General features: G+C 68.3%; 36 protein-coding genes. 2 read left to right on the top strand and 34 right to left on the bottom strand.

Annotated elements, in window-relative coordinates:
* Window position 1 precedes the first annotated feature (1 nt).
* The 13 genes from OHA37_RS27025 to OHA37_RS26970 form a co-directional block, all read right to left on the bottom strand.
* Complete coding sequence (locus tag OHA37_RS27025) at window positions 2-814, bottom strand: VG15 protein (protein WP_266909160.1); 813 nt, start codon at window positions 812-814, stop codon at window positions 2-4.
* On the bottom strand, window positions 795-2,225 hold the full coding sequence (locus OHA37_RS27020; RefSeq protein ID WP_266909159.1) for a phage portal protein: 1,431 nt from the start codon (window positions 2,223-2,225) through the stop codon (window positions 795-797). The genes OHA37_RS27025 and OHA37_RS27020 overlap by 20 nt, the downstream gene beginning before the upstream one ends.
* The gene (locus tag OHA37_RS27015) at window positions 2,222-3,952 is read right to left on the bottom strand and encodes a terminase (protein ID WP_266909158.1); all 1,731 of its coding nucleotides are present in this window, start codon (window positions 3,950-3,952) and stop codon (window positions 2,222-2,224) included. The genes OHA37_RS27020 and OHA37_RS27015 overlap by 4 nt, the downstream gene beginning before the upstream one ends.
* On the bottom strand, window positions 3,945-4,379 hold the full coding sequence (locus OHA37_RS27010; protein WP_266909157.1) for a phage terminase small subunit: 435 nt from the start codon (window positions 4,377-4,379) through the stop codon (window positions 3,945-3,947). Before OHA37_RS27010 ends, OHA37_RS27015 begins: the two co-directional genes overlap by 8 nt.
* Window positions 4,380-4,527: 148 nt before the next feature.
* Window positions 4,528-5,199: an HNH endonuclease gene (locus OHA37_RS40820; protein ID WP_353963463.1), complete on the bottom strand. Its 672-nt coding sequence runs from the start codon at window positions 5,197-5,199 to the stop codon at window positions 4,528-4,530.
* A 212-nt stretch (window positions 5,200-5,411) separates the two neighbouring features.
* Window positions 5,412-5,612, bottom strand: coding sequence for a hypothetical protein (locus OHA37_RS27005; protein WP_266909156.1), 201 nt, complete (start codon window positions 5,610-5,612; stop codon window positions 5,412-5,414).
* Between the two features lie 294 nt (window positions 5,613-5,906).
* The gene (locus OHA37_RS27000; protein WP_266909155.1) at window positions 5,907-6,236 is read right to left on the bottom strand and encodes a hypothetical protein; all 330 of its coding nucleotides are present in this window, start codon (window positions 6,234-6,236) and stop codon (window positions 5,907-5,909) included.
* Window positions 6,236-6,415 (bottom strand): hypothetical protein, encoded by a 180-nt coding sequence (locus tag OHA37_RS26995; protein WP_266909154.1) that lies wholly within the window; start codon window positions 6,413-6,415, stop codon window positions 6,236-6,238. Before OHA37_RS26995 ends, OHA37_RS27000 begins: the two co-directional genes overlap by 1 nt.
* Before the next feature lie 17 nt (window positions 6,416-6,432).
* Window positions 6,433-7,314, bottom strand: a complete 882-nt coding sequence (locus OHA37_RS26990; protein ID WP_266909153.1) for an NAD-dependent epimerase/dehydratase family protein — start codon at window positions 7,312-7,314, stop codon at window positions 6,433-6,435.
* Window positions 7,314-7,907, bottom strand: a complete 594-nt coding sequence (locus tag OHA37_RS26985) for a class I SAM-dependent methyltransferase (RefSeq protein ID WP_266909152.1) — start codon at window positions 7,905-7,907, stop codon at window positions 7,314-7,316. Before OHA37_RS26985 ends, OHA37_RS26990 begins: the two co-directional genes overlap by 1 nt.
* On the bottom strand, window positions 7,904-8,602 hold the full coding sequence (locus OHA37_RS26980) for a hypothetical protein (protein WP_266909151.1): 699 nt from the start codon (window positions 8,600-8,602) through the stop codon (window positions 7,904-7,906). Before OHA37_RS26980 ends, OHA37_RS26985 begins: the two co-directional genes overlap by 4 nt.
* 30 nt (window positions 8,603-8,632) lie before the next feature.
* Complete coding sequence (locus OHA37_RS26975; protein ID WP_266909150.1) at window positions 8,633-11,143, bottom strand: hypothetical protein; 2,511 nt, start codon at window positions 11,141-11,143, stop codon at window positions 8,633-8,635.
* A 119-nt stretch (window positions 11,144-11,262) separates the two neighbouring features.
* Window positions 11,263-11,496: a DNA-binding protein gene (locus tag OHA37_RS26970; protein ID WP_266909149.1), complete on the bottom strand. Its 234-nt coding sequence runs from the start codon at window positions 11,494-11,496 to the stop codon at window positions 11,263-11,265.
* 205 nt (window positions 11,497-11,701) lie between these two features.
* On the opposite strand from OHA37_RS26970, the gene OHA37_RS26965 reads away from it, so the two are divergent.
* Window positions 11,702-11,902: a hypothetical protein gene (locus OHA37_RS26965; RefSeq protein ID WP_266909148.1), complete on the top strand. Its 201-nt coding sequence runs from the start codon at window positions 11,702-11,704 to the stop codon at window positions 11,900-11,902.
* Between the two features lie 2 nt (window positions 11,903-11,904).
* Here the strand turns inward: OHA37_RS26965 and OHA37_RS26960 are convergent, their stop codons facing one another.
* From OHA37_RS26960 to OHA37_RS26915, 10 genes are all read right to left on the bottom strand, one after another.
* Window positions 11,905-12,345 (bottom strand): hypothetical protein, encoded by a 441-nt coding sequence (locus OHA37_RS26960; protein ID WP_266909147.1) that lies wholly within the window; start codon window positions 12,343-12,345, stop codon window positions 11,905-11,907.
* An 8-nt stretch (window positions 12,346-12,353) separates the two neighbouring features.
* The gene (locus tag OHA37_RS26955; RefSeq protein ID WP_266909146.1) at window positions 12,354-12,581 is read right to left on the bottom strand and encodes a hypothetical protein; all 228 of its coding nucleotides are present in this window, start codon (window positions 12,579-12,581) and stop codon (window positions 12,354-12,356) included.
* 22 nt (window positions 12,582-12,603) lie between these two features.
* Complete coding sequence (locus tag OHA37_RS26950; RefSeq protein WP_266909145.1) at window positions 12,604-15,096, bottom strand: hypothetical protein; 2,493 nt, start codon at window positions 15,094-15,096, stop codon at window positions 12,604-12,606.
* Window positions 15,097-15,163: 67 nt separating this feature from the next.
* On the bottom strand, window positions 15,164-15,532 hold the full coding sequence (locus OHA37_RS26945; RefSeq protein WP_266909144.1) for a hypothetical protein: 369 nt from the start codon (window positions 15,530-15,532) through the stop codon (window positions 15,164-15,166).
* Window positions 15,533-15,534: 2 nt separating this feature from the next.
* Entirely contained in the window at window positions 15,535-16,620 is a 1,086-nt protein-coding gene (locus OHA37_RS26940) for a hypothetical protein (protein ID WP_266909143.1), read from the bottom strand.
* A gap of 115 nt (window positions 16,621-16,735) precedes the next feature.
* Complete coding sequence (locus OHA37_RS26935) at window positions 16,736-16,921, bottom strand: hypothetical protein (protein ID WP_266909142.1); 186 nt, start codon at window positions 16,919-16,921, stop codon at window positions 16,736-16,738.
* A gap of 183 nt (window positions 16,922-17,104) precedes the next feature.
* Window positions 17,105-18,190 (bottom strand): hypothetical protein, encoded by a 1,086-nt coding sequence (locus tag OHA37_RS26930; RefSeq protein ID WP_266909141.1) that lies wholly within the window; start codon window positions 18,188-18,190, stop codon window positions 17,105-17,107.
* A gap of 25 nt (window positions 18,191-18,215) precedes the next feature.
* A complete protein-coding gene (locus OHA37_RS26925; protein ID WP_266909140.1) occupies window positions 18,216-18,377 on the bottom strand; it encodes a hypothetical protein in 162 nt (53 codons plus the stop codon).
* Between the two features lie 37 nt (window positions 18,378-18,414).
* A complete protein-coding gene (locus tag OHA37_RS26920; protein WP_266909139.1) occupies window positions 18,415-18,645 on the bottom strand; it encodes a hypothetical protein in 231 nt (76 codons plus the stop codon).
* A 204-nt stretch (window positions 18,646-18,849) separates the two neighbouring features.
* Window positions 18,850-19,083, bottom strand: a complete 234-nt coding sequence (locus OHA37_RS26915) for a helix-turn-helix domain-containing protein (RefSeq protein WP_266909138.1) — start codon at window positions 19,081-19,083, stop codon at window positions 18,850-18,852.
* Window positions 19,084-19,339: 256 nt separating this feature from the next.
* Between OHA37_RS26915 and OHA37_RS26910 the strand changes: the two genes are divergently transcribed.
* Window positions 19,340-20,110, top strand: coding sequence for a GntR family transcriptional regulator (locus OHA37_RS26910; RefSeq protein WP_266909137.1), 771 nt, complete (start codon window positions 19,340-19,342; stop codon window positions 20,108-20,110).
* Between the two features lie 49 nt (window positions 20,111-20,159).
* Here OHA37_RS26910 and OHA37_RS26905 read toward each other — a convergent pair whose 3' ends face one another.
* From OHA37_RS26905 to OHA37_RS26855, 11 genes are all read right to left on the bottom strand, one after another.
* Entirely contained in the window at window positions 20,160-20,789 is a 630-nt protein-coding gene (locus OHA37_RS26905; protein ID WP_266909136.1) for a hypothetical protein, read from the bottom strand.
* A 31-nt stretch (window positions 20,790-20,820) separates the two neighbouring features.
* Window positions 20,821-21,006: a hypothetical protein gene (locus OHA37_RS26900; protein ID WP_266909135.1), complete on the bottom strand. Its 186-nt coding sequence runs from the start codon at window positions 21,004-21,006 to the stop codon at window positions 20,821-20,823.
* Window positions 20,999-22,018 carry a hypothetical protein gene (locus OHA37_RS26895; protein WP_266909134.1) on the bottom strand — a complete coding sequence of 340 codons (1,020 nt, stop codon included), beginning with the start codon at window positions 22,016-22,018 and terminating at the stop codon, window positions 20,999-21,001. The genes OHA37_RS26900 and OHA37_RS26895 overlap by 8 nt, the downstream gene beginning before the upstream one ends.
* A complete protein-coding gene (locus OHA37_RS26890; protein ID WP_266909133.1) occupies window positions 22,018-22,182 on the bottom strand; it encodes a hypothetical protein in 165 nt (54 codons plus the stop codon). Before OHA37_RS26890 ends, OHA37_RS26895 begins: the two co-directional genes overlap by 1 nt.
* On the bottom strand, window positions 22,179-22,451 hold the full coding sequence (locus tag OHA37_RS26885; RefSeq protein WP_266909132.1) for a hypothetical protein: 273 nt from the start codon (window positions 22,449-22,451) through the stop codon (window positions 22,179-22,181). Before OHA37_RS26885 ends, OHA37_RS26890 begins: the two co-directional genes overlap by 4 nt.
* Window positions 22,424-22,672, bottom strand: coding sequence for a hypothetical protein (locus tag OHA37_RS26880; RefSeq protein ID WP_266909131.1), 249 nt, complete (start codon window positions 22,670-22,672; stop codon window positions 22,424-22,426). The genes OHA37_RS26885 and OHA37_RS26880 overlap by 28 nt, the downstream gene beginning before the upstream one ends.
* A 116-nt stretch (window positions 22,673-22,788) precedes the next feature.
* Complete coding sequence (locus tag OHA37_RS26875; protein ID WP_266909130.1) at window positions 22,789-23,139, bottom strand: LuxR C-terminal-related transcriptional regulator; 351 nt, start codon at window positions 23,137-23,139, stop codon at window positions 22,789-22,791.
* Window positions 23,136-23,480 (bottom strand): hypothetical protein, encoded by a 345-nt coding sequence (locus OHA37_RS26870; protein ID WP_266909129.1) that lies wholly within the window; start codon window positions 23,478-23,480, stop codon window positions 23,136-23,138. Before OHA37_RS26870 ends, OHA37_RS26875 begins: the two co-directional genes overlap by 4 nt.
* 73 nt (window positions 23,481-23,553) lie before the next feature.
* A complete protein-coding gene (locus OHA37_RS26865) occupies window positions 23,554-23,892 on the bottom strand; it encodes a hypothetical protein (RefSeq protein ID WP_266909128.1) in 339 nt (112 codons plus the stop codon).
* A gap of 73 nt (window positions 23,893-23,965) precedes the next feature.
* The gene (locus tag OHA37_RS26860) at window positions 23,966-24,343 is read right to left on the bottom strand and encodes a hypothetical protein (protein WP_266909127.1); all 378 of its coding nucleotides are present in this window, start codon (window positions 24,341-24,343) and stop codon (window positions 23,966-23,968) included.
* A complete protein-coding gene (locus OHA37_RS26855; RefSeq protein ID WP_266909126.1) occupies window positions 24,340-24,621 on the bottom strand; it encodes a hypothetical protein in 282 nt (93 codons plus the stop codon). Before OHA37_RS26855 ends, OHA37_RS26860 begins: the two co-directional genes overlap by 4 nt.
* Window positions 24,622-24,676: the final 55 nt, after the last annotated feature.

Below are 24,676 nucleotides of genomic sequence, written 5' to 3'. Positions count from 1 at the left end.
GTTACAGAACGGGCATGTGCCCGTGGTCGGCGAGAGCCTGCCGGAACCGGTTCAGCTGATCGCCTGGGTAGGGCGCGGCGTAGTCGCGGTAGATCCGCTCCCACTCGCGCGCATGATCGGACAGCTCGAACCGCTGCCCCTTGAACACCGGGACGATCTGGCAGTGACAGTTGTCGTGGAACTTCACGACACTGTCGTCACCGGTGAACTTGCTGTTGACGTCGCGGCCGGCCGAGCCGGCCGACTTGTACGTCAAGCCTCGTGTGGCCATGAGTTTGCAGAAGACGCAAGCCCCTAGAGCGGCGGCGCGCGCGTACCCAACGGCCGTGCGGTCCTGCCGAACCGCCTCCTTGACGGTGCCGCGCCCCTGATCGGCGACCAGCTTCTGTGCGACGCCCTCGGCCTTCGCCTCAGCCTGCTGTAGGCGGATGTCCATCGGCTCTCGCTGGGCATCCGTCGTGGCGGGGTCATCAGGGTCACGCGGCCATAGATCCTTGGTGGCCCAACGCAGACCGCTCTCGACCTGCTCGTCGGGAGGCGGGTCAACGAGAGGAACCGTGAAGCGGCCGGTGACAGCAGCGGCGGCACGCTCCGCCTCGTAGTAGTCGGCCGACAAGCTTGAGGAGGCTGACCCGTACTGCTCGACCAGGGCCCGGACGGCCACAATCCACTCCGGAACGGAAGCCTCGAGCCGAGACGGAATGATCAGCCTTCGCAGGCCGCGCATATCCCGCGTCAGGAGGCGCGTCAGGCCGCGTTGAGCCCGTCGATGCGCATTGGCCGCCCGGCCGCCGTCAGACGCCGACGTCGCCATCGTCCGCCTCCGGAGCTGGCTTGTCATCCTCAGGGATGGCGGTCAACCGCCGAACCAAGTCAGCGCCACGAGCGCGCCGCCGTTCCGCAGCAACGCGCTGGCGCTGGTCCTCAGTCAGGCCGGCCATCTCGAGGACGACGTCGCCGTCAGCGGGCAGGATCCCAGCTTGGACCATCTTGACCGCGGCATCGGTCTGGGCTGCGATCGTTGGGGTGGCCGGGTTCCGCCACACCGTCTCGATGCGGCGGCTCTTCTCTGGCGGTTCGCCGTCACGGACCCACAGTGCGAGGCGCATGGCCTCCCGATGGGTAGCGCTGAAACGCCTGATCCGGCGCTCGGCCTTCTTGACCAGCATGCCCTCGCTGGAACGGATGGCATCAGCGCTGGCGGGGTTGTCGGACGTGTAGCCGAGCATGTGCGGCGGCAGGCCAAGCTGGGTAGCCATGATCCGGGCGTACAGATCGATGATCTTCGTCTGACCGGACGGGTCGTGAGCTGTGAAGGCGCCGACCGTCGGCACCTGACCATCCTCGTCCCGCTCCAAGGCCAGGACACGGCCGATGTAGGTCTCCCAGGCGCTCTTGGTGTTGCCCTCGGCGTCCTGGAAGGCTGACTCGGAGGCGCCGAGGATGTAGCGCTGCGGAGCCCCAAAGAACTCCGAAGCGACCTCGATGCCCATCAGCCGGCGGCAGGCCGCATCCGTGATCGACATGACCTCGGGAGTGATCTCGCTCCGGCCGGTCCGGTCAGCAGTCCGCTGCCGGTTGGCCATCCGCAGCACCGGAACCACGCCCAAGTTGTGCTCGTCGCGGTCGAGAACCTCCCAGCCCCCGTTCACCTCCACCGCGTACACCGTCTGCATGGGCAGGTAGAGGGTCACCAAACGCTGCTCAGGGGTGAGCCCGAAGTCCTGTCCGTTGGACTGGCATTCACGCAGCGCCGACGTTGAGAGACGAAGCCGAGCATCCCAGGCCAGGGTCATGTCGAGGGGCGACTCGAACGTCACCAGCGGCGGCGCATCCTCCCCCTCGCCCGAACCCACGGCCATGTACTCGCGGCCGTAGGTGAGGGCGTCCAGGTGCCCCAGGGAGGCTTCGTCGAACCAGTCGTTCGCCTCGGCGATCTCCAGCAGGTCCGAGGAGTCACCCCCGTCAGACCAGCGGAACGCCTCCAGGTCGAGACGCTGCTCCAACGCTTCGACGCCAATCCGAGGCCAACCGATGACCGTGTGCAGGGTCTTCAGCTGCGGGGGAATCGAGATCCCCAGGTCTCGGACCAGCTGCTCGCCGTTGAAGTAGGCGTCGAACAGCTCCAGCTTGAAGCGCTGCGACAGCAGATCCGAGCGGAGCATCGTCAGGATGCCCAGCTCGTCGTCCGACAGCGACAGGAGAGGAAGAGTGGGAGTCGTCATCGCAGCACCACCACCCGTCCCTTGCCACGGGCCGTGGACCTCTTCGTCCAGGCCGTCGAGTTCATGACCATCCGGCGGAGCATCCGCGCGCCGATCGCGCACACCGCGAGGTCGACCTTGCGGGCCGATTCACGGTGTTCCTTGCCGATCGTGTAGCCCCAGGCGTTCGTCCGCCGGCGGGCGTTGGCAACGTGCTGGCGCAGCACCTTGTGGCCGTCGTGGGTCAGCTGCCGCTCCAGGACGTCCCGGTAGAAGCGGTCGACAGCCTCGGTGAAGGTCTGCTGCCGGCGCCGGTCGCGCATGTCCCACATGACGGCGTGCTGGCCATGGCCGGAGGGCACGGCCTTGAGCTTCAGCCGCTTGCCGTACCGCTGGGCCCAGGCGTCGATGAAGCCGTCCCAGTAGCGTTCGCCATCCGCCTCGTCGAACCCGGAACCCGGGTCGGCGAAGAACGCGAGCGGCTTGTACGTAGCGAACGTCAGGTCCACAACACCGTCGACCTCCTCGCGCGGTACCCGCCATGGCACGCCGTCGGGCCAGTTCGCCCGCCGCTGCCACACACCTAGCGTCTGCAGGTGGCCGTCGGACAAGCGGCACGCCACCAGACCTGTCGCGTCGTCCGACTTGGAGCCGTCGAAGAAGATGACGATCTCGTCGCCGGCCTGCAGGTCGATGCCCTCATGCGGGCACGCATCCCATTCGTAGGGCGCCAGGTAGGCGTCCTCTGAGGCGGTGATCTGGTTGAACCAGAACCGGCGAGACCGAGACGGTGGGTTACGGACGTCGAGGATCGACGCCTTCAGCCGCGCGATGTCCAGCCACGTCGAGTCACCGCGGACAGCCCGCAGGGTCGGCTCGATCCACTCCTCGGACAGCTTCGCCTCGGCCGGAGCCTCCAACGAGTCGTAGAAGAGGCCCACATCGGCCGCGCGTCCGGCCTCCGCCGACTCATAGGCCTCGCGGGTGCGTTCGGCGACGCTGTCTTCGCCCGGCTCGTAGGCGTTCGTGTTCGCCAGGGTCCGGGAGTCGCCGTCGGCGGACTTGGTGGCATTGCGCTCGATGACCGCGGCCATCTCGTGTCCGCCGTTCGACTCAACCCAGTGATGGGTCTCGCCGAGGTTCGTGTTGGTCGGCCGGCCACCCTCAAGCGCCCGCGGCGAACTCGTCACGGCTTCCATCCGGGCCCGGCCCTTGTCGGCGTAGATGATCTCCTTGCCGAGGTCGATCCGGTACTCCTCGATGGCCCGCTTCGTCAGAATCGACGGGAAGAGGGTCATCGTGTTCCGGGTCTGGTCCTGACTGACGGCCGCAATCTGGACCCAGGCTGCTGGATGCTGCCGCCCCAACGGCTGGCCGGGCGGGATGCCCCACTCATTGCCCTCGTCGGCTACCTCGGCGAACCGGCAGGGGCCAACGAATTCGAAGGCCGAGAAGGTCGCGATCAGGGGATCCTTCCCCCAGCCCTTCAGGCGCTGGATCACGCCGTCACGCCACACGAACCGGTTCGTCACTGGATCCATGGCGTACCACCACAGGGTCAGCCGGGCCTGCTCGGCGGTATACCGCCAGGGGGCGCCGGCGTAGTGCTGCAGGTAGGTCGCCGTCCAGGCCAGGGCCTGCCAGCCCAGCGTGTACTCGGGGAGGATGAACTTGCCGTCCTCGCCTCGCTGCCACGTCGGGCCGATCGTGAAGGGGGTGACGACCTCCGGGACCTCGCCGTCAGCCACCGATCGAAGAGCGGTAGTCGGCGATGGCCGTCACCGAAGCGGAGACCGCCTTCACGGCCGGCTTCCGCTCCAGCTCGATACGGACACGCCGGCGGTCGCCCTCCGTCGTCAGCAGGCTCGACATTACGGAGTTCAGGGCGGCGACGTACTGGCCATTGGGCGGCCGGTCCTCCAGCAGGCCGCGGGACATGAGCTCGGCAGCGTACCGGGCCATCGCCCAGTCGCTAGGCTGATAGAAGGCGGCCTGACCCGACTCCCGCAGGGACAGGTACCAGTCGGTGGCGATCGGGTGCCAGAGCTCATTCGGCTCAGGCAGTTCGGGCAGGCCGGTCGGGGTCGACGGAGCCTTGACCAGGCCAACGTCGTCGGTCTTGTTGCGTCGCCGGCGCGCTTCGGAGCGCTCCGGGACGGGTCCGCGAGTGCCCATGGCGACCTCCAGGGTCTAGTGCACGCCTCCGGGGCGAGCAAGGGGCGGTGAGCGGCGCCGCGCCGGCGCCAAGGAAACCCGTACAGAAAGTCGTGATCTATACGGCCCCGATCAAAAAGAAGCGGCCGGCACCCCTAACCCCCCAGGGTCATGCAGCGGCCGACCAGTTAGCAACAAGATCACGCTTGACGCTGTTGCAGTAAAAGTGAGCGGTCTTGAGGTTGTCCTCGCTATGTGTTCCGCCTCTGGCCAACGGCATTACATGGTCGAGTACCGGAGCGGCGAGATCCGGTACGACCGCATCACGGTCTACTGGGTCGCCGCATATGTGGCATGTCCAGTGATCCCTCACGTGCACGCGCCATCGGGACACGGTGCCAACAGATGCACCCTTCTCCAAAGCTCTCCGTCGCGACGCCTTGTCCCGTTGCTGACATGCCTTCGAGCAGTGGGATACCCCAGTGCCCGAGTCCCGGCGCACAAAGGTCTCGCCGCACCGCAAGCAGTGGCCGGCAACCCAAGGCACAGAACCGGATGTGCCCTTGACTGCGACCTGAAGGGTGCGTTCCGCCCGTCGACGACGGGCAGGTTGCCTCTTGCGTTCAGCACTGCCCGCGTGATCGTCGCGCGGTCTCGCGTCACCGAAGCGTGAGTCGTAGAAGCACCTGTGTGAGCAGTACTTTGCCTCGGCCTTGGTCACCACGGCATCCTTGCCGCAGTGCTGACAAGTGATGTCGTGCTGCTTCACCCGGGGTTTGTCATACAGGCGGGTCTGGTAGTACCCGTGCTCTGCCTTGTACTTGCGCTGGTACTCACGCATGCGCTCGGCATTGAAAGCCCGCTTGCACTCGAGGCGCCCACATTGCTTGCGCTGAGTGCTATTCATTGGCGCGGTGCAATAGGGGCAGAGGTTCATTCTGTCTCCAGGTATGCGGAAGGCCCGACGCCTGGAGACGTCGGGCCATCCTGCCTGCGGTAGCTGGCCGCAGGAGTCTTGGGGTGGGGATGTTCAGCGGTGGCGAGGGCCGGGGTTCAAGCAGCCGGCTCGTCTTCGGGCTGCTCGTCGATCCGCGTGATGGTCGCCCCCGCATGAGCTGGCAGCGCGAGACATGGGCCATCAGAGTCCGCCAGCACGGCCCACTCGCCGTAGATGGTGAGCGTCAGGTCCGGGTCCTCGACAAGCACGTCCTCGCCCTGCTGCCCCTTAGGGTGAGTGATCAGGTAGCGGGCCACCTGCTCACCTCAGCCCTGGGTGCTGTTCGGGCGGGCGGGTTCGTCCCGGTTGAGGGTTCTCGCGTTGGGCTTGGTTGCCCTCTCGTGAGGACTTCTGGTCGTGGCATGGTCCGCATACGCCCTGGAGGCCAGCCTCCGTATGGTCGTCCGCCTTGGCCACGATGTGGTCGCAGAACTGGGATGGCCTGACGTTGCAGATCTTGCAGACCGGATCGCGGGCCAGGATCTGGGCCCGGATCTTCGTCCAGCCTGAGGGCAGTCGGGCCTTTCGATCCGAGCCCTTCCAGCCGCCGCTCACGGGGCCATTGCTCGAGTGAGCTTGCCCTGCGCATACAGGGCCTGCTCTTCGACCTGCTCGCGGAAGCGGGTGAAGTCACCTTCGACCTGAAAGCGAAGTGGGTATCCGTCCGGGCCGATGAGCGCTTCGTTGGCGGGGATGCCGACGGTGCACTCGGCGAACAGAACGCCTCGAGCGCCGATCTTCTCGCCGAAGGCATCCCAGTAGCTGGTGATCACCTGGTAGGCATCGACATCGATCGCTTCCCACTGATCGACGACGAGGATGAAGGGCGGCCTCTCCTCGTCTACGCCTGAGGGGAGTTCGAGGATCTGGATTCGGGCCATCACTCGCCTCGCTCGTCCGACGCGTCTTGGCGGACGATGCTGCGCACGTTGCCGCGGGGTATGAAAGCGACTGAGGCCCCATCGGTGAAGCCGATGTACTGGTCACCGAACCGTTCCAACGTCTCAGCCTGAACGACTTCGTCTTCTCCATCGAGGTACTTGATCAGGTACGAGGCCATGGCGCTGGCTCCTTGGTCTAGTTGGCGAGTGCCCGCCGGATCCCCTCTTCGAGGGTGACCTTGGGCGTGTAGAAGTCGAGCATCCGACTGGGGTCGCACACGCGGTGGTGAACGCCTTGCGGCGCGCTCGGTAGGTGCTTCAGCTCGGGCTGGTAGCCGGCCGCCGTGGTGACCAAGCGGGCTAGTTCGTCGAAGCTGGTCGCCTTGCCGGTGCCCAGGTTGACCGGGCCGGCGACCTCCTGCTCCACGGCCGCGAGGGTGGCGCCGACGAGGTCGTCGATGTGGATCCAGTCGCGGGTGGAGCTGCCGTCGCCCCATATCTCGAAGGGGTCTTGCCATTCGCGTGCCCGCCGGATGAACGCCGGGAAGGGGTAGGTCTCGTCCTGGTCTTCGCCGTAGCCGGAGAACGGCCGCAGCACCGTCATGCGTGTACCGCCCGCTTCGGCGTACTGGCAGAGCTGCTCGCCAGTGAGCTTGGCCAGGCCGTAGGTCGCGTCGGGCCGGCCGGGCTGCTCGTAGTCGATGTCGCTCTCGACGAGCCGCCGGATCTTGCCGGGCTGTTGGAGTGCGACGGGGTAGGCCGCGGAACTGGAGAAGTACACGGCCCGTGGAGTCTTGGAGCGGGCGAGCCACCGCATGTACCAGGCGTCTAGCGCCAGGTTGGTGGCGACGCCGAGGGGTGATCCGTCGATGCTGGCCCGCCCGCCGACGATGGCCGCGCAGTGGATGGCCAGGTCGAACCGGACGTCGCTGGTTCGGAAGTGATCCAGTGCGTCGCGCCTGATGACCGCCGGAGTGAACGTGAGGTCGATCGCGGAGACCTGCCAGCCGCGGTCGTGCATGGCCCGATGCAGGTGACGGCCGACGAAGCCGGCACCCCCGGTGAGGAGGACACGCATCAGCCGGCCTTCACGGCGCGGAACACACCCCAGGGAAGATCGCTGTCGAGCCGTTTGAGGCCGATCCGCTGGCAGATCTCATCCTGCCTGAGCCTGCTCCAGGTGGTGACACTGATCCAGCCGCCGCCCTCGCGGGGGTCGTCGCTGGTCGGCCAGTCGAGAACGAGGAGCCCGTTGACACGAACTGCGGCCCGAAGGCCAGCAATGATGCGCTCGGCGGACTCGTAGCTGTGGTGGATCAGTACGGCAAGGGAGACGACCGCGTCGGCCTTCTTGCCGATCTGCGTCCCGAGGTCGATGCCGTCAGTGAGCACGGTCGGCACGTCGGGTGCGGAGGTGGCAAGCCGGTCGAGCATGGCCTGGGAGCCGTCGGCGCCGATGACGTCAAAGCCAAGCTCGACGAGCGGGAGGGCGACGCGACCGTCGCCGCAACCGAAGTCGACGACCCTGCAGCCAGCAGGCAGGACGGAGGCGAGCAGTTCGGCCTGGACCTGCCCGGACTCCCGGTAGGCGTCCTCGCTGATGCCGCGCGCGGGGTGAATCGCGGAGGGGTCGGCCGCGTTCCAGGCGCCAATCACGGTGTCGATGCTCATGCCGCCTCCTCGATGAGTGCCCGCAGTTTCTCCAGGTCGGCTTGGAGGCCGCCGTTGTCGCGGTAGTCGTAGTAGGTGGTGGCGTCGGCAGTGGAGACCGCGGAGCTGTTGCACTCGATGTAGCCGGCGTCGATGGTCGCCTTGCCGTTCGCCGGGTGCATGTGCTCGAGGATGACGTCGCCGAGGTAGGTGATGCGGCCCATGCCGCGGCCCCAATCCATCCAACACAGGTCGAGGCACAGGTGGATGAGGGCGGGCGGCGCCATGTAGCCGAGGGTGGTGACGATGTCGGAGGTCATCGCTACGGCGGTGGCCATGATCTCGCCTTGCAGTAGGTCGTTGCCGTAGACGATGCCGGGGCCGCCGGAGAGGCAGATCCGGAAGCGTTCATCCCAGCCGGGGGTCCGCGGCCGGTGGTCGTCGCCCATGAACGCGAGGAACCGGTAGCGGTTGGCCTCTTCGGCTGCGGCGGCGTTGAGGGTGCCGCACATCCGCAGGCGAGGGCCGGTGCGCCAGCGGATGTGCGGGTCGTTGAGGTTCTCCATGTGCTCGCGGTATCCGGGAAGCATCGGGTCGTCGTCGTCGACGGCGAACAGCAGGTCGGCTGTAGCGCCGGTCTGCCTCCAGCAGTCGAGGATGGCCGGAACGCTGTCGGGCCGGCCTCGCGTGGGCACGATCATCAGGAGGTCGTCCACGGGCACCCCCTGACTTCTGTGAGAGGTGGATCAGACGGTGAGCCAGTTGGTGCCGTCGGGGATGACGGTGACCGTCTCCCATTGGGCGGACAGGACTTTGGTTGTAGCCCCGTCGATGGTCTGCCCCCCAGTGCAGGCGACTGTGACGGTGTTGCCGGACGAGTCCGTCTTCTTGATCGTGTAGCTGTTCGGGGTGGCCACAGCCGAGATCAGCGTGATCACCCGGGCGCCCGCGGTCGCGTTGACGAGTAGAACCTCGTCGATGACGCGGACCGTCGTGTCGGCCGAGATCGAGCGGACAGGGAATGGCGCCTGCCCGTTGATGATTTTGATGCCGCACGGGTTGGCGACGGAGACACCGGACTCGGTGAATAGGCCGGTGAGGCGGACGATGCCGCGGGCTGCGGCGATGGCGCCCGCGCTGCTCGCGGAGATGTTCGGAGCGCCGGACTCGGTGGATAGCTGGTCGATGTCGATGATCGGGCCGATGCCAGCCGACCCTGCGCCCATGATGTGCAGCTCGTTCGTGCACGCTTCTATCGAGGCGCTCAGCACCTTCATCGCGTGGACTGAGCCGACCGACCCGGCGTAGGTACCGACCGCAACGAGCCCGGCCCAGCAGTACAGGGCCATGTAGCGGTCGACGACGGCGTGCTCGGTGATGAACATGGCGTAGGTGTAGCCGCCGCCCACACTGATGTTCTTACCGATCACGTTGTCGTTATTGCCAGGCGCTGGCATCAACAGACCGACGCTGAGCCCAGTGCCGAAGACGCCTGGTGAGGTGTAGTCCGTTGAAGGGGAGGCCACCGTGCCGAGCGTGCCGCACCCGAAGTTCTCGATGTGCGCGTTGGCGCAACCCCAGAAGGTCGCGGCGCCGTAGGTCAGCCCGTATGCGCTGTGGGTCGTCAGGATGGCCATGTTCCTGAGCACCGGCATGATGTTGCTGTACAGGGCCGCGGCACCGTAGCCCCAACCCTCCTGTGGCCCCGACAGCACGCCCGGGTTGCCGTCGGCGTTCAGGTTAGTGATCTGCGCGGCCGTCGAAGCAAAGACCCCAGCTGACACCCAGCAGCTACCGGCGAGTTGCGGCACAGTCTGTTGCCAGTGCCGGACCGCGGCAGCGCCGTCGGTCTCACCCCGGAACTCCAGCACCTTCTTGCCGGCGGCCACCGGGTAGACGCCGAAGACGATCTGGCCGTTGCCGCTCTTGGTGTTGTTGAGCGGCCCGGCGATCATGTACGGCTTCGGCGGGGTGTAGACCTGCGCATAGGTCGCGCCGGCCGTGAGGTAGGCCTCGGCAGCGTCGACAGCGGCCTGGATAGCGGTGGTGTTGTCGGTGCCCCAGACGACCTGTGCGCCCGTGACCGTGGTCGCCGCGTTAGTCGAGAGGGTGACCTGCGTGTCGCTCTGGCGGCTGAGGATGGTCGTCACCAGGCTCGTGACACCCGTGGCCGCAGCGCCCTTGACGATCACGGACTTGCCCACCGGGGACGAAGCCACGGTGAACGGGCCGCTCGCGCAGGTGAGTACGGCGCTCGCGGAGGTCATCGCCCCGTCGGTCGCCACCCGCACGTCGCCGACCGCTCCGTAGGCGCTGATGTCGAACACCCACGGGGCCGCCGCGGTGAACCGGGCGTCATCCCCTGCTGCGACTGTGCCCGCGGTGGTGCCGACTGAGAGCGTCGCGGCGCCACCGAGTCCAAGGCTGGTCCGGGCAGTTGCGGGGCTGGCAACGTCGGACAGGTTCGCGGTCTTCGCCAGGTACTTGGTGGCAGCGTCCACGCGGTCGCCGTGGGGGTCGGACGCGCCAGCGTGGGTGGAGACCTTCGTTGTGGCGTCGGTGGCCGCGGCGCTGGTGGCTGCGGCCTGGGCGGCATCGGCCTTGGCCTGTGCGGCGGTGGCCGTCTCCAGCAGTGCAGTGTTGGGGATGCCGTGAACGGCGGTCGTGTCGGCGTCGTGTGCGGCCACCTTCGCGGTGGAGCCTGCCGGAGTCTCGTAGGCCGTGTTGGCCCGGGTGACTTCGTCGGCGATGGCTGCGTCGGTGTAGGCCTCGGCATCAGCGTTGTCGCCGTCAGCTCCGGCGGGGCCTTGCGGTCCGGCCGGCCCCTGGGGGCCCGTCGCGCCAGTGTCGCCAGTGGGGCCGGGAGGGCCTTCGGGGCCCGTAGGTCCAACTCCACCACTACCGGAGCCGCCACCAGGGGCGGGCACAGGAGTCAGGTCGGAGTACTGGACCGTGCCGCTGCCGACGATGTTGGCGTAGAACTGGACGCGCTGGCCGCGGGTGGGCTGCAGGTCGAGGAACCACCGCCAGCCCGCCGGCTCGATGCCAGCGGCGTCGCAGGGCAGGAGGACTACGGAGAACTTGCCGTCGGCGTCGAAGGCGACTTCACCGCCGCCCGGGTAGACGGCGTTGCGGCCGGCATCCACGAGGTAGGCGGACGGCTTGCAGACGAGCTTGCCCTTGAAGGCGGTGCCCGCGACGGCGGACGGAATCGTGCCGGCCAGCGTGACCGTGGGGGTGCCGGGAGGGAAGGCCATGGGGCACCTCCTCGTCAGGCAGATCGGGTGTTCAGGTAGCGCCGCCGTTCCGGATTCGAACCGGTGCTGGCCAGCGTCGGCCGCCTACTGCGGCTGCCGGCGGCGTACCCGTCGCGGGGTTAGGCGGCTCGCGCGGCGGTGGGCAGTGGCGGCGCTTCACCAACGGTGACCTCGCCCGTCCAGTCGTCGACGGTCTTCCGAGGCAGCTCGAAGACGTTGTAGCGGACTCGGCCGCGGCCGGAGCCGTACCGTTGGATGCGGCCCTCGTGGGCCCAGCGGCGGATGGTGACGCCAGGTCGGCCTGTCCAGCAGGCGGCGGCTTCCTCATCGACGAGGGCGATTCCGGATGCCATGCCCACCTCCGGGTACGACAAAGGCCCGCCGAATGGGCGGGCCTCAGAGTCACACGTGTCCAGTGAGACCGACGATACGTTCGCCCAGGTCGCACGTCAACCTGCACTGACAAAGGGATGGTTCGGGCCACGTGGCGAAACCTCGATCCGGTGGACCTCTCCCAGCGCCGCCCCCTCGGAGCTCAAGGCGCGGCATGATGCCCCCATGGGCGTCTCCTTCGGCATCGCAGCTGACACGGCCGAGGAGTGCGCGGAGGCTCTCGCCCTGCTCGCCCTGCTCCGCCAGCACGGCGTCGACGTCACGGTGACGCTCCGGCCGGCGCAGGTGGGCGGTACCCGCTGGGTCGCGCGGGCCGTACCCACGCCGGAGGCCCCCGCGGGCGGCGAGGGCCTGGTCGAGCGGTAGGTCTACTGCTTGTTGATCGTTTTGGCGAACAGTCCGCGGGTCTCCGTAATGGCAGTACGGCGTTCCTGATGGACGGCCCCGCTGTAGTGGTTGTGCTCCACCTTGATGCCCTGCAGCCCGCGGCCAGCCGACCGGACCAGTGAGCCGACGGCCAGGACCAGGGCGACGGGCCCGGCTGCTCCGATGGCCAGGGCGACGGGGTCGACGTGGCCGAGCGTGTAAAGCACCAGCGACGTGGCCCCGCCGATCGGGAGGGAGGCGGCGCCGGCGGCGAGCATGAGCATGCTGGCGTCGGTCGCCTTCTGGCTCATCGGCGGCCGACCGGGCTGTGGTACGGGCGGCGTGGTTCCGATGGTGGGGTTCGGGCTGGGGTCGCGGTAGGTAGTCGGGGGCTCCATGGCCTCGTTTACGGCGGCGATGAGGCGCTCGGCGTCGGTGGTCATGGCCGGCCCTACTTGCTGGAGACGGAGTTGACGGTCTGGCTGGCGGTCTGCACGCCGGTGCCGATGATCTCCTGGACCTTGGCGACGCCTTCGGCTCCCCACGGAGTGCCGACGAGGAGGATCCAGAACACGGAGACGGCGAAGAACTCGCGCTTGCGGAACGAGGAGTCCTTCTTGAACCAGACGCCGAGGCCGATGGCGGCGAGGAGGAAGAGGGCGGAGAGGGTGATGGTCATGGCGGGCTCCGATTCGTTTGGGTTAGGCGTCGAGGAGTTCGGCGGTGTGCCAGTCGCGGTCGATCTTGCGGAGCTTGTCCAGGCGTTCGAGGCGGGCGGTGGCGTTGGCAACGTTGGTCGGCTTGAGGCCCGTGACGTCGGCGATGGCCTTGTTGCGCCGGGCACCGCTGTCGACGGCATCCCAGACGAGTTGCGATCGGGTGGGCGGGACGAGGTCGTCGAGGTCGTCGTCTTCGACGGCGGGTGCGGGGCGGGTGTCGATGACGGTGGTGTTCTTGGGCCTCTTGGCGTGTTCTTCTTTGGCGAGCTCGCGGAGGAAGGCGTCTTCGCCGTCGGCGTCAAGGTGGCGGTACTCGGCGCGACGCAGGTAGGCGGGGCCGGCGATCTCTGCCTCGCGGTCGGTCACGGATGTCAGCGGGTACTGCCGGCTGAGGCGGGCGGGGTTGCTGTGGAAGGCAACGCGCGACTGCGTGTACTGGGCCGTGCCGTCGGCCATGTAGAACAGGCCGCCGGTTTCGGATCCGTCCGGGAAGCGCTCGGGGAGCGGGGCGAGCTTGAACTGCGGTTTGCGGGAGCCGAGGGACATGGCGTCGACATCGGCGCGGGCGGTGCGGAAGAGGGCGATGTTCCCGGACTGGAGCATGTCGCGGACGGCGTTTGCGGAGGCGTTCGATCCGATGGCGTCGAGGTTGGGGATCTGCAGCCAGATGCGGGCTGATACGCCTGCCGCGCGGGAGAGGCGGCCGATGCTGGAGACGCCGCTAAGCAGGGGCTTGACGTGGTCGGCTTGCGGATCCTTGAGGATCATTTCGTTGAACTCGTCCCACGTCAGCGACATGGGGGCGAAGGGTTCGAAGGGCACGAAGAAGGACCGGCCGTTCTCGGTGTAGCCCTCCTCGTCGAGCCACTGCATCTTCATCTGCTCGGCGTAGCGGAACTCGGAGACGGCGGTGCCGGCTTGCGCCATGACCATGGCTCCGTAGGGGCTCTTGAGGATCCAGTCGATGTCGTTCATCCACGGGGCGTATCCGGCGCCGCCCTTGCCGTCGGCGAGCCAGGAGACGAACCCGTTAGCGCGCTGGGCGACCTGCAGGTCTTCCTCAAGGCTGGTCTTGCCAGCGCCGGTGGTTCCGGATCCGAAGGAGTGATTGGCGGATGCGGAGGGTCGGCCGGACAGGCCTCGGCGTTTGGCGTCGAACTTGAGCAGCCGCCACCTGGCGGGGTTGTCGTAGAGGTCGCGGCCGATGGTGATGTATCCCTGGTCGTCCATGATCAGGGCGTCCAGGTCGAGCTTCACGCCGCCGGCGAGCGGGTTGACTGCCATGTCATTGACCTCGACACGTCGGGCGTCGATGACGCGCAGGTGCAGTCGTGCCTCGGCAGCGGAGCCTTGCATGTCGAGGGCTTGGGCGACGGCGCGGGCGGTCACCTGCCCGACGTCGGTGCCCCGCCTGGGGAGGAGGATCTTGAACTTGCGGCCGAACCGGGTGGTTTCCGCGTCGTACAGCTCGCTCTGCGGGTAGGGGCTGAACTCCCGCCACACTGCGGGAAGGTCGTTCTCGTCAAGCCCCGACGTCACGGCTCGAAGCCGGACGGAGAGCTTGGCTCGGGAGGCGGCCATGTCGTCGGGCCGGTGGATGTTGACGGCTCGCGGGGGGACGTCGAACGCGATCGACACGGAGTCCTGGTCCAGTCCGGCGGCGGGCCTGGCCGTGGTGGAAACGATGACCGCGGTAAGTCGGTCCGCGTTCAGCTCGACGCTGACCAGCTTCGATCCGGGCAGCGGTCCTTGGTCGCAGGCGATCCACTCTGCCCAGCGGGCGAGGTACCAGTCTTCCCCGGCGAGCTGCTGCTCTGCGGGGGCCTGGGCCGGGGTGGGCTTACGCCACACCCACTTTCCCCAGGTCGCGGCAATGGAGCCGATGAGGAGGTGTGCCCACCAGGGCATGTCGAGGTGGCCGGTGATGGGAATGGCGGTGAGTGGTCCAGCGCGCAGGGCCATCTCTATCGGGCTGTAGCGGCGCCACCAGCCGGACTTCCAGGAAGGCAGGACCCGTGTCCAGGCCTGGCGGAATGCGTCACAGCGGGCACGACGGGCGTCGGCGGTGACTTCACGGACGAGGGCGGGACGCTGCGGATGCGTGTGCCAGGCGATGACCTGCCGGTCCACAGGCCAGACGACTGGAACATTGGCAGGGGCGGCGAGGCGACGTCGCATGCGGCGCAGGGTGCGTCGGTAGCCGCGACGGCTCGAGCGGCACATCCACTCCCACGGCTCGCCCTGACCGGGCAGCCAGCGCCAAGGTCCCGGGTGCATGCCGAGGTAGGCCCAGCCCGCGGTGACGCCAGCGGCGCCGACGGTGGAATAGAGGAGCGGGTCGCCGGCCAGTAGCGCAGACGCGGTCCCGAGGGCCGCTCCGGCGTACAGGCCGGGGGTGTCGAGGGCGGCGCGGAGCCGGGTGGGCTTGGCGGGGGCTTCTTCGGTGGTGGCTTTGGGTACGGTCGCGGTTGCCATCGGGTCTCTCCGGGTCTGCGGTGGTGGAGGGCGGGCCATGGGCGTGGCCCGCCCTCGTGATGTCAGGTCAGCGGCGCTGGATGAAGACCGGTTCAGCCATCTCCACGTCGTGGCTGCGGTTTCCGTCGGCCATGCGGCTGTGCTGGCCTCGGGTCTCGTCGTCGAGTCCCTGCGCCGCGACGGAGAGGACGTCGGCGGCGGAGACGATCCCGCCTACGTTGTCGGCCATGGCGGCGGAGAGGCTCGCGACCTCCATGTAGGCGGTCGTGGTCGGCGCATCGACCACGAGGAGGGTCATGCCCTCGGAGAGGTAGCGGGCGGAGTCAGCCCGGTCGCCGAAGCGGGTCTGCAGCCGGCTGACGGCTTCGCGGGTTCGGGCTGCGCGGACTCCGTAGGCGGCGGCTCGGGCTAGGACGCCGGCGTAGGTGGCGCTCATGGTCAGGCTCCCTGGGTTTCGTAGATCTCGGACTCGGCGTTGACGTCTTCGCTGTCGACCCGGTCGGAGGTGTAGAACTCGCGGTCCTCGACCGTTTCCATGTCGGCGGCGATGCTGGCGTAGAAGCCCTGGCCGGACTCGAGGGAGGCCTTGGCCTTCGTCACGGCTTCGCTCTGGGCGATCGTGTTGGACTTGAGGTCGTCGAGCTGGGCGAGGATCACCCGGTACTGCTCGGCGCATCGGCTGATCCAGTCCCGCATGCCGGGGCTGCGCAGTTGTGCGACGAGCTCGTCGGCTCGGCCGATCTCGCGTTCGCAGCGGTCCCTGATCCGGTCGTAGGCCAGGAGGTCGTCTTCGCACATGGCGGAGAGTTCGCCGCTCTCGTCCAGTACCGACTCGTAGGTGATCTCTGCTGCCATGCGGCCGACTCCGTTCTCGTGGGGCTGGGCTGGGGCTATGGGCTCGGAGGCTTCTGTGGGTGCGGTGGGCGCTTCCGGCTCCCGGGGCCCCGGCACGAGGGCGGCGCCAGCGGGTGCGGGCGCAGCGGCGGGCGGAGTAGCCGCCGTTGCGGGGGCCTCGACGAGAGGGGCGGGTGCCGGACCCTCTGCCGCCGGTGCGGCCGGGGCTTCGGGCTTGGCCATGACCACTCCGCTGGGGACGCCCGCAGTGGGCGGTTCCGTGGGCATGGGCGGCATGAACGGCGGCTCGATGATCGGGGCCGGGTCCGGCTCGCCCTCGGCCTTGCGGCGCTCGCGGTACTCCTTGAGGGCCGAGCGGCCGGTGTCGCGGGCCCAGTACACGCCCTTGGCGGTCCAGTTCCCGAGATGCCTGCCAGCCGGGGTGGCGACCCGCTCCAGCGGAGTGTGGCCGCGATACCCGGACCGAAAGGACTCGGGAATCGTGAGCGGCTCGACACCGCTGTCCGCCGGCGTGCTGCCGTGCTTGTCGGCGATCTTCCGGACAGCCCTCTCGTGGCGGACATGCTCCCGCCTCAGATCACGCTCGGCCGGGCTCAGGCCCAGCTTCGCCTGTTCGCTCTGCGCTCCTGCGGCCCACGCCAAGAGGCAGGCGGCGATCAGTACTTCCATCACTTCCCCTCACGTACTGCGACGGGGAGGGGTGAACGGCTGGGCTGTGCGCGCACGTGCGCGCGTAGCAGATCCGCCGGTTCATCTCTACCCAGGTGAATGAACGAGTGAATGATTACCGTGTGTAGCGTTCGGTGATGCGCTGGAGAGCGTCCGCCGCTTCCTGCCAGGCCCGGTTGGCGATCACCGGATCGACCTGCTGAAGAGTGCTGCGGAGGCGGTCCATTCGTCGGGTCGCCCCGGCCTTGGGGGACGCGGCGTCTGCGCGCTTGATCTCTTTGGTCCAGTAGTTCGAGCTCATGACCTCATCCCTTCGACTGGAGGGCAGGGCCTGCCGGGTCTGCTTGCCGGGTCTGCGAGCGTTCCGCTCCCCGGGTCACTCCTCGGCTGGCCTGCGGGTTTGTGGTTCCGACTGCTTCCGGCAGTCTCGGCAGGGTCCAGGGGCTGGCGCCGCTGGGCCTTGCCGGCTGTGCCGGGGCGCGGGTCAGGCGGGTACGACTTCGCCTTCATGGGCCTTGATCTCGTCCCAGGCGAGGCGGACACGCTTCTCGCGGGCCTGGAAGCCCTCCTCCTTGAAGGCGGCATACGCCTGCCGGTAGGAGCGGGGCGGCTCCATCGTGAAGCGGAGCCACCGGATGACGACCTTGAGCCGTTCGTCGGTGAGGTACTCGTTGGGCTCGGGCTTATCGACCCCTGCGGCCTGGGCGAGCTCTTCGAGGGTCATGGGGTCCTCGACAGGGACCTGTTCCAGGTCCGGCTCGGTGTCCGATTCATCCTGAGTGACGGGCTCCGTGGCCGCGGCCTCAATTTCCGGGATGACCTGCGTGGCCAGCGTGTGGCCACCCTGCTCAGGCGGGGTGTGGCCAGCTCCCGTGGCCACGGGGCGTGGCCCGATGGTCAGCAGCTCCCTGGACGTGAACGCGGAGGCCTTCACGCCGTACTTCTTGTCGGCCTCGGCGAGGGTCTCTTCGGCCTTGGAACGCGCCTTGCTGATCTTCTTCTGAGCATCGGTAAGCACCTTGGCTCGGGCGATCTGCCGCTCCATCTCCGCGAGGTGCTCGGCAGTCTCGACGACCACGTCCATGCAGGCATCCGAGGCCAGGTTCCGGGCATCGGCTGCGGCCAGCGCCTGGGCATTGCGGGCGGCAGCGGACTGGTCCGCAATGCGGGTGGACGTTTCCTGGTCGGCCAGGACGTTGTCGACGAAGAGGCGTACCCCCATGAACACGGCGGCGGCAACGGGTACTCCGGCGAACGCTTGGGCGTGGCCGAGCTTGAGCAGGACGACCACGGAGACGCCGAGCGCTACGAGCGAGATGCCGAACATGACGATCATGCCGACTGTCGAGCGCTGTCGGATCGCCATCCCGGAGTAGCGGATCGAGGCGACCCACACAAGGTCGTAGACGAGGGCGATGGTCCAGCCGGCGGCCATCGCGGCGTGCCCTTCCAGACCGATCTTCTGGCTAGCCAGAGGGCCGACGGTCACAGCCGTCAACACGAGAGCGGCGGCGGTGAGGAGACGCTCCAGCACGGCGAACGCGTTGATCGATTTGATGCGGCCCATCACTCCTCCTTTCCAATGGACGACGCCATCAGGCGGCGTAGGGCAGGTCGAGGTCGGCGGAGGTCTGCAGGAATTCGTGGACCTGGACCACGGCGACGAGCTGGGCGGCTTCGGCCGTGAGCTGCTGCAGGGTCTTGTGCTCGTACCAGGCGTCCTCGGTCTCGGCCTGGATCAGGGTGAGGTGTGACATGACGGTGGTCCTTCCGGTGGTCAAGCGGGGTGGGGGTTCAGGCCTGGCGGGCGGCGAGCCGGTCCAGGTAGTCCTTGTGCTTGACGCGGTAGGCGCTGATCTCCGCGTCGGTGATCCCGTGCTTCTTCTGAGCAGCCACGGCGTTGGCGAACGAGTGCCGCTGGTCTGCCGTGAGCGGGCCGCGCTGCTCCATGTGGGCCTTGAGGTGGGCGTAGACGGTCACCCATTCCAGAACGCGGACGCGCTCGGTGATGTCGGTTTCGGGCATGGCTGTGCCTCCAGTGGTCGAGCTGGGGGTGGGATTCAGCGGGGCTTGCCGCAGCAGTGGCAGCGGCCCTGGTCTTTGCGGCCGTTCCAGGTGTCGCAGTGACGACACCGCCACTTGGCGAGGAGCTTGGTCACTCGCCGTCCTGCGGTTCGATGGGGTCGCGGCTGCCCTGTCCGCACCAGTCGCATGCGGTGATCGCGGCGCTCACGACGTCATCGCCGGGATGCCGCGGTCCGCGAGGTACTGCTCGAAGACGGTCGGGTTGACGCGGAGGGTGCCTCGTCCGGAGCCGACGCGGTAGGCAGTCAGGCGGCCGGACTTGATCTCGCGGTACACAGTCGCCCTGTCGACGTCGAGGACGTCGGCGATGGCCTTGACCTTCAGGGGATCGGTGGCCTGCCCTCTCTGCGGGGCAGGCACGTTAGGCTTGTGCTGCATCTCTGAGACCCAATCTCTGATGCGCTGGCCCTGGCAGGCCTGGTGTTGGTAGCACCGGGATCAACCTGCTGGGGCCTTTGCGCGCTCTGGGGCATTGCAGAACTTGCGGCTTCTGTCGAAGTTGCCGATGGCTAAAGGTTATGACGAATGTCGTTCCAGTGCAAGGCTGTGAGCGTGTCATCACGCGATCCGCCGTAGATGTGCCGGTCAGCCCCGTGGTTCACTTGTTGTGACCAATGGCCAAGGAAGGGGCAAAGTGGCGTATCAGGGCAAGCCGGCTTACCAGCAGATCGCCGACGACATCAGACAGCGCATCCTCGACGGCGCCCTTCGGGCTGGAGACCGACTGCCCACCGAGGTCGACCTCATGGCCGAGTACGGCGTCTCCCGGATCGTCGTCCGCGGCGCCGTCGAGCTGCTCTCAAACGAAGGTCTCGTCAAGAAGGAGCAAGGTAGGGGCACCTTCGTCCGCGACCAACGCCCCCCGGAACGCCGCATCTCGGGTGACCTCTACGGCAAGCGGCCGGTCGCCTCGCCCATGAAGCGCGCCACAGAGGCCGAAGGCCGACGCTCCGAGTGGGACCACACGACACGGACCACGACGGCAACCCAAGCCATTGCCGAACGCCTCGGTATCGAACCCGAAGACCAGGTCGTCCGCACGACCTACACGTACCTTGCGGACGAGACGCCGATGATGCTGTCCACGTCCTACGAGCCGCTCGCGCTAACGGGTGGCACGCCGATCGAGCACCCGGAGAGCGGGCCGATCACTGGAGTGGTGCCGCGGATGGATTCGATCGGGCTGCACATCACGCACGTCACGGAGGATGTGACTGCGCGGGCGCCGCGACCCTACGAGGGTGAGGCGTTGAGGATGGCGCCCGGCGTGCCGGTCATCGAGATCGTTCGGACGTACTACGTCGAGGACCGGGCGGTGGAGACGTGCGACATCGTGATCGCGGCGGACCGGTACGCGCTGAGTTACACAATTCCGATCCCGCCCTACGAGGAGCCTCAGGCCTGACCCCGGACACACGACTGCCCCCGACCTCGGATGAGGCCGGGGGCTTCGTTCATGCCGCGGACGCGTTCGCCTGCTCGGGCTGTAGCAGTTGCGCCCGCGTGTGGTGGTGCCCGCACCGGTTGCAGTCGGTCCCGCCGATGTCGAACAGCCCAAACTTGAACCCTCCCCCGCAGCCCAGGCAGACCGCAGAGGCTTTGACCGGCTCCCGCCCGCCGTCGACGAGCGCCTTGGCGGTCCGCTGAATCCCATCGATTTCCCGAGCGAATTCATCAAGCGCCGGATGCCGCTCGACGGCCCGCGGCAGGTTGAGCCGGAGGGTGGCCACGGCCTGGTCGATGCGGTGCTGAAGCCGTCCGCCAGTGCCTCGGGTGGCGAGTCCTTGGCTGGACCACTCCTCCACCCAGGATTCCAACGTCCCCACAATCCCGCCGGCCGCGGTGAGGTCGAGGATCTGCAGGTTGGCAGGGATGGATGGGCTGCTGCTGCCGGACACGATCTCGCCTCCGGTGTGGGCGCCGGGTTCCATGCGGAGGCAGAGGCGGGCGTACAGGCCGTAGGGGCCGGCTATCGCGGCGAGCTGGTCGCCGATGCGGCGCTCGCAGGGGCGGCAAGCGAACCTCCCCAGCTCGTCTTCCCACAGCTCTCGGGTGCAGCAGATGCAGTTCGTGGACTCGTTCACGGCAACTCCTGTGCGGGCGGTACGGGTTGGGTCAGGCGGTGGGCGGTTGCGGCTTGTCGCACGGCTCGGGTGCCACTGCGATCCAGACTTCGGCGTGGACTGCCGGGCCGCCGTCGTAGCTGATGCTGCGGATGAAGGGGGTGAGGTCGTTCCAGGTGGTGACGACGAGACCGTCGCAGTCGGGGCAGATGCCGGGTTCCTCCATGCGGTCAGGCATCGGGGACCTCCTTCGGCGGTTCGAGCGCGGCGAGGACTCGTTGCCCGGCGTCCAGTCCGGGGTAGTTCAGTCGTAGCCAGGCGGCGACCTCTCGAACGCGCTCGATGGTGGCTTCAGCTGACTTCCGGCGGGGCGTCTCCGTCTTGTGGTTGAGCAGGAAGCAGCCATCGGCGGTCTCGAAAGCAGCGAGGATGCGGCCAGCCATGTCGAGGCGCTGCTCAGGGGCGGCGCGATTCCAGCTCCAGATCCACTGGGCGGGGCTGCCGCTGTTCGCGGCCTCGGGGTGGGATTCCTCGCCCTCGTGGAGGCCAGCGAGGGCGTCCCGGAGCCGGTCGATCTCCTTGGCCTGCCGATCGATCTGCTGCTGGAGCTGCCGTTCGGATTCGCGGCTGGCTGCGGCGTCTTGGCGGGCCCGCTTCCGCAGGGCTTCGTACTCGTCGGCGGTGGGTCCTGCGTCGCCGCGTCCGCAGTGCGGGCAGTAGCCGGCGGCGGGGAAGGCGCCAACGTCGGGGTGGTGCCGTTGGAGGTGCTTGGTCCAGTGGGTGGGCGGCACGGTGGTCTCGCAGTGGGGGCAGCGGACCGGGTAGCCGATCGCGGCGGTGAGCTGCGGGTTGTCGAGGCAGGTGTCGCGGTTGGCGTGTGGCGTTATGTCCAGCCGCGGCGGGATCCCCTTCTGGATGCACTCGGGGCACGGCTGCCGCGTGCTGGGGTTGTGCTGGTGGACGGCCGGGTCGTAGTCGCCGGGGTCTTCTGGGTCGTATCCGTCGCCGCCGCAGTGGGTGCAGACGCGGGGCTGCCCGTCGGCGCAGGGCTGGCAGAACGGCTGCTCGCGGTAGTTCCGGTAGGTGACGGGCCCCCCGCCGCAGACGCAGCAGGCTTCGGCGGCGGTGGTGGCCAGCACCGCATCGACAACGGCTTCCCGGCCGGCGGGTGGCAGCCACATCCCGAGCGTGTTGATGGCCTGCTTGACGGCGTCGAGGGCCCGGTCGCGGAGGGTGGGCGGGGTGGGCATCAGAGCAGCTCTCCTTTGATGATCACGGTGTCGACGTCGCGGTCTTCGCCGGTGGGCACGTTGGCGCACGGGTTGCCGTGGCCGGTGCGCACGGGTGGTGCCGGGATGGCGATGTCGCAGGGTTCGGGTGGCCAGCCGTCGACCTCCAACGCGAGGCCGGTCACGGCTGGGTGCTCGCGGGTCGGGTGGCGCGGGAGTTCCACCACGTCTCACGGTCGATCGGGTTGTCGGATCCGGGCCGCCGGCTGAAGTCGCGGCAGGCGCGGACCCGGTACTCCCAGGTGCCGTCGTTGCATGGGCCGCGGGTCTCGAGGATCTCGGCGGTCCCGTCGGGGGTGGCGGTGCTGGTGGCCCACTGCTGGTTGACGTGGGTTACTCGGGTGCCGATGGCGAGGGGGCGGGCGGTCACTGGCCGGCCTCGCTGCTGATCCATGCGCCGAGGGCTTTCGTGTAGTCACGCCGCGCCTTGGTCGCCTGGGCTTCGGCGTGTTCGGCGGTCTCCCGCAGTTCGACGAGGTCGGGGGCGTGGGATTCGACGGGGCCGCGCAGCCAGTCGGGCATGACTTTGGCGAGCTTGCTGACGGTGCGGGTCTTCAGGCAGAGGGCCACGAAGGCCCGTACCTCGGTCTCGGTGTTGAGTGGCACGACGGTCATGGGTTCCTCCGGGTGTCGGGTCGGGGCGGCGGGGCTACATCGGGCCTCTGAGCGCCTCTCAGGGGCTCTGGTGTGAAACGGGTCGGGATTTCGCTGCAATCGCGGGAGAAGGGCCCTCAGGCCGCTTCTTGGGCCTGCCGTGCAGCCTTGAGTCCGTCGCGGTACGCCTTCTCGCCGTCGCGGCAGTCGTCGCACAGCGGGATCCGGCGCCGGATGTGCGTCTCGTAGCCGTTGTGGTCACCGTGCTCGAGGAGACGGCCGTCGAGGATCCCGGCCCGGCACGCCAGAAGGACCGCGTGCGGAGCGTTGCGGGCGCCGAGCTTGCGCATCGCCCGGTTCACCGTCGCCGTGAATCCCTTCGGGGTCATAACGAGCTGTCGGGCGGCCTCGGCGTGGGTGGTGCCCGCCGCGACGAGGTGGAGGGCCTGGAGTTCACGGCGGGCCAACTGCCGGGCAGGCGCGGTCACTGGAACTCCAGCGGCTCATCGTTCGCGGCGGCCTGCTCCATGCCGTCAGCGAGGGCCAGGCCACTGCCGTGGTCGTAGTCGCCGCTCTCCCAGATCGCCTCAACGATCCGGCGGAGGGCGGGTGCAACCTCCCGGCACTCGGCCGGGGTCAGTTCGCCGTCGCAGTCGGAGTGGTCGAGCAGGGGGCGGAGCGGGGTGGCCACGGAGTCCCAGTGGCGGTTGCCGCCGAAGCCCTGCATCTTGCCGAGGTCGATGCCTTCGTGGTTGGCGATGGTCTTTCGGAAGAGGGCGAAGCCGGAGTAGGCCCACTGCGCGCCGCCGTGGCTGAAGTCAATGCCCATCAGGTTCTCCTTCGGTGCGGTGAGAGGATCGGGGTGTCCGGCCGGCTGCCTATCCCGCAGCCGGCCGGACGTGTCATGGGGTGGGGACTGCGGCGTGCTGCGGAGCGCTGGCGATGGTGTCGGCGGTGCTGGTCCACGGGTGGTGGTGGCTGACCTTGGGAACGCCGCAGTGCCCGCACAGGGCGTCGTCGTGCCGCAGGATCTCGGTGATCTCGTCGTCGCCGAAGCCGTCGCGGCGGAGGCTGGCAGCCATCTCGTCGAGCTCTGGCGGGTCGATGCCGAGCGCGGTCAGGACGGCGGTCAGAACGGTGCCGGGATCGGCGCCTTCCTCGCCGGCCGCGCCTTCGATGGCGTGCCAGGCGGCGTCATGCTCGAGCTCGGTGAGCTGGCGGCGGGCGGGCTGGGCGGTCATGTCGTGGCCTTTCGGGTTCGGTGGGTGCGGTAGACGGCGGCGGCGAGGTCGGCGTAGTGCTGGGCGGCGGCGGTCACGGAAGGGTTCGGGCGCGCTCGTACCTCTGGCGGGCGGCGATGAACGCGGAGTTGGTGCCGCCTCGGTCGGGGTGGGCGTCGGCCATGGCGGCCTTGAGCTCCGGCAGTGACGCCGGCTTCGGCTGGCGGGGAAGCGTCGGCTCGGCCAGGTACAAGGTCCGCGCGATCGGCCGGTAGAAAATCTCCCCGGCGGCTTCCATGCGCTGCCGGTCGACGAACGCGGGCCGGTCGCCGCACCGCACGAAGTAGATCCGGCGGGCGGTCTTCTTCGTGATCCGGTGGCGGAGGATCCGGTAGTTGCCGAGGGGGCCGTCGTCCCAGTTGGCATCCCACAGCTCGTACAGAAACTCGACCGCGGCGGGCTGCCCGCTCATGCGCTGGCCTCCTCGGCCGCGGCGTGGACGGTGAACCCGCCGTCGGGGTGCCGGATGATCCAGTCGCCGTAGAACGCGATCACATGGCCGGGCCGGTCGCCGATGCGGAGGCCGACGCATTCGAGGCGGCCGTCGTCTCCGGCGGCCCAGTAGCCCTTGGCGAAAACGCCGAGCTTGTCGATGTCGTTGTCGACGCGGCTGATGTTGCGGGGCGTGAGCTGCCAGGTCTGGCAGCCCTCCTTCTCGAGCTCGAGGACTGCGAGCGGGGTCTCGGTCATGCTGCGGCTCCAAGGGCTTCGGTGTAGCGAGCGGCGTGGACGTCGGTGGGCTGGC

Source organism: Streptomyces sp. NBC_00335 (genome assembly GCF_036127095.1).
Lineage (GTDB): Bacteria > Actinomycetota > Actinomycetes > Streptomycetales > Streptomycetaceae > Streptomyces.
Note: the sequence above shows the minus strand (reverse complement) of the source record. Positions and strands in the feature narration are given on the sequence as shown.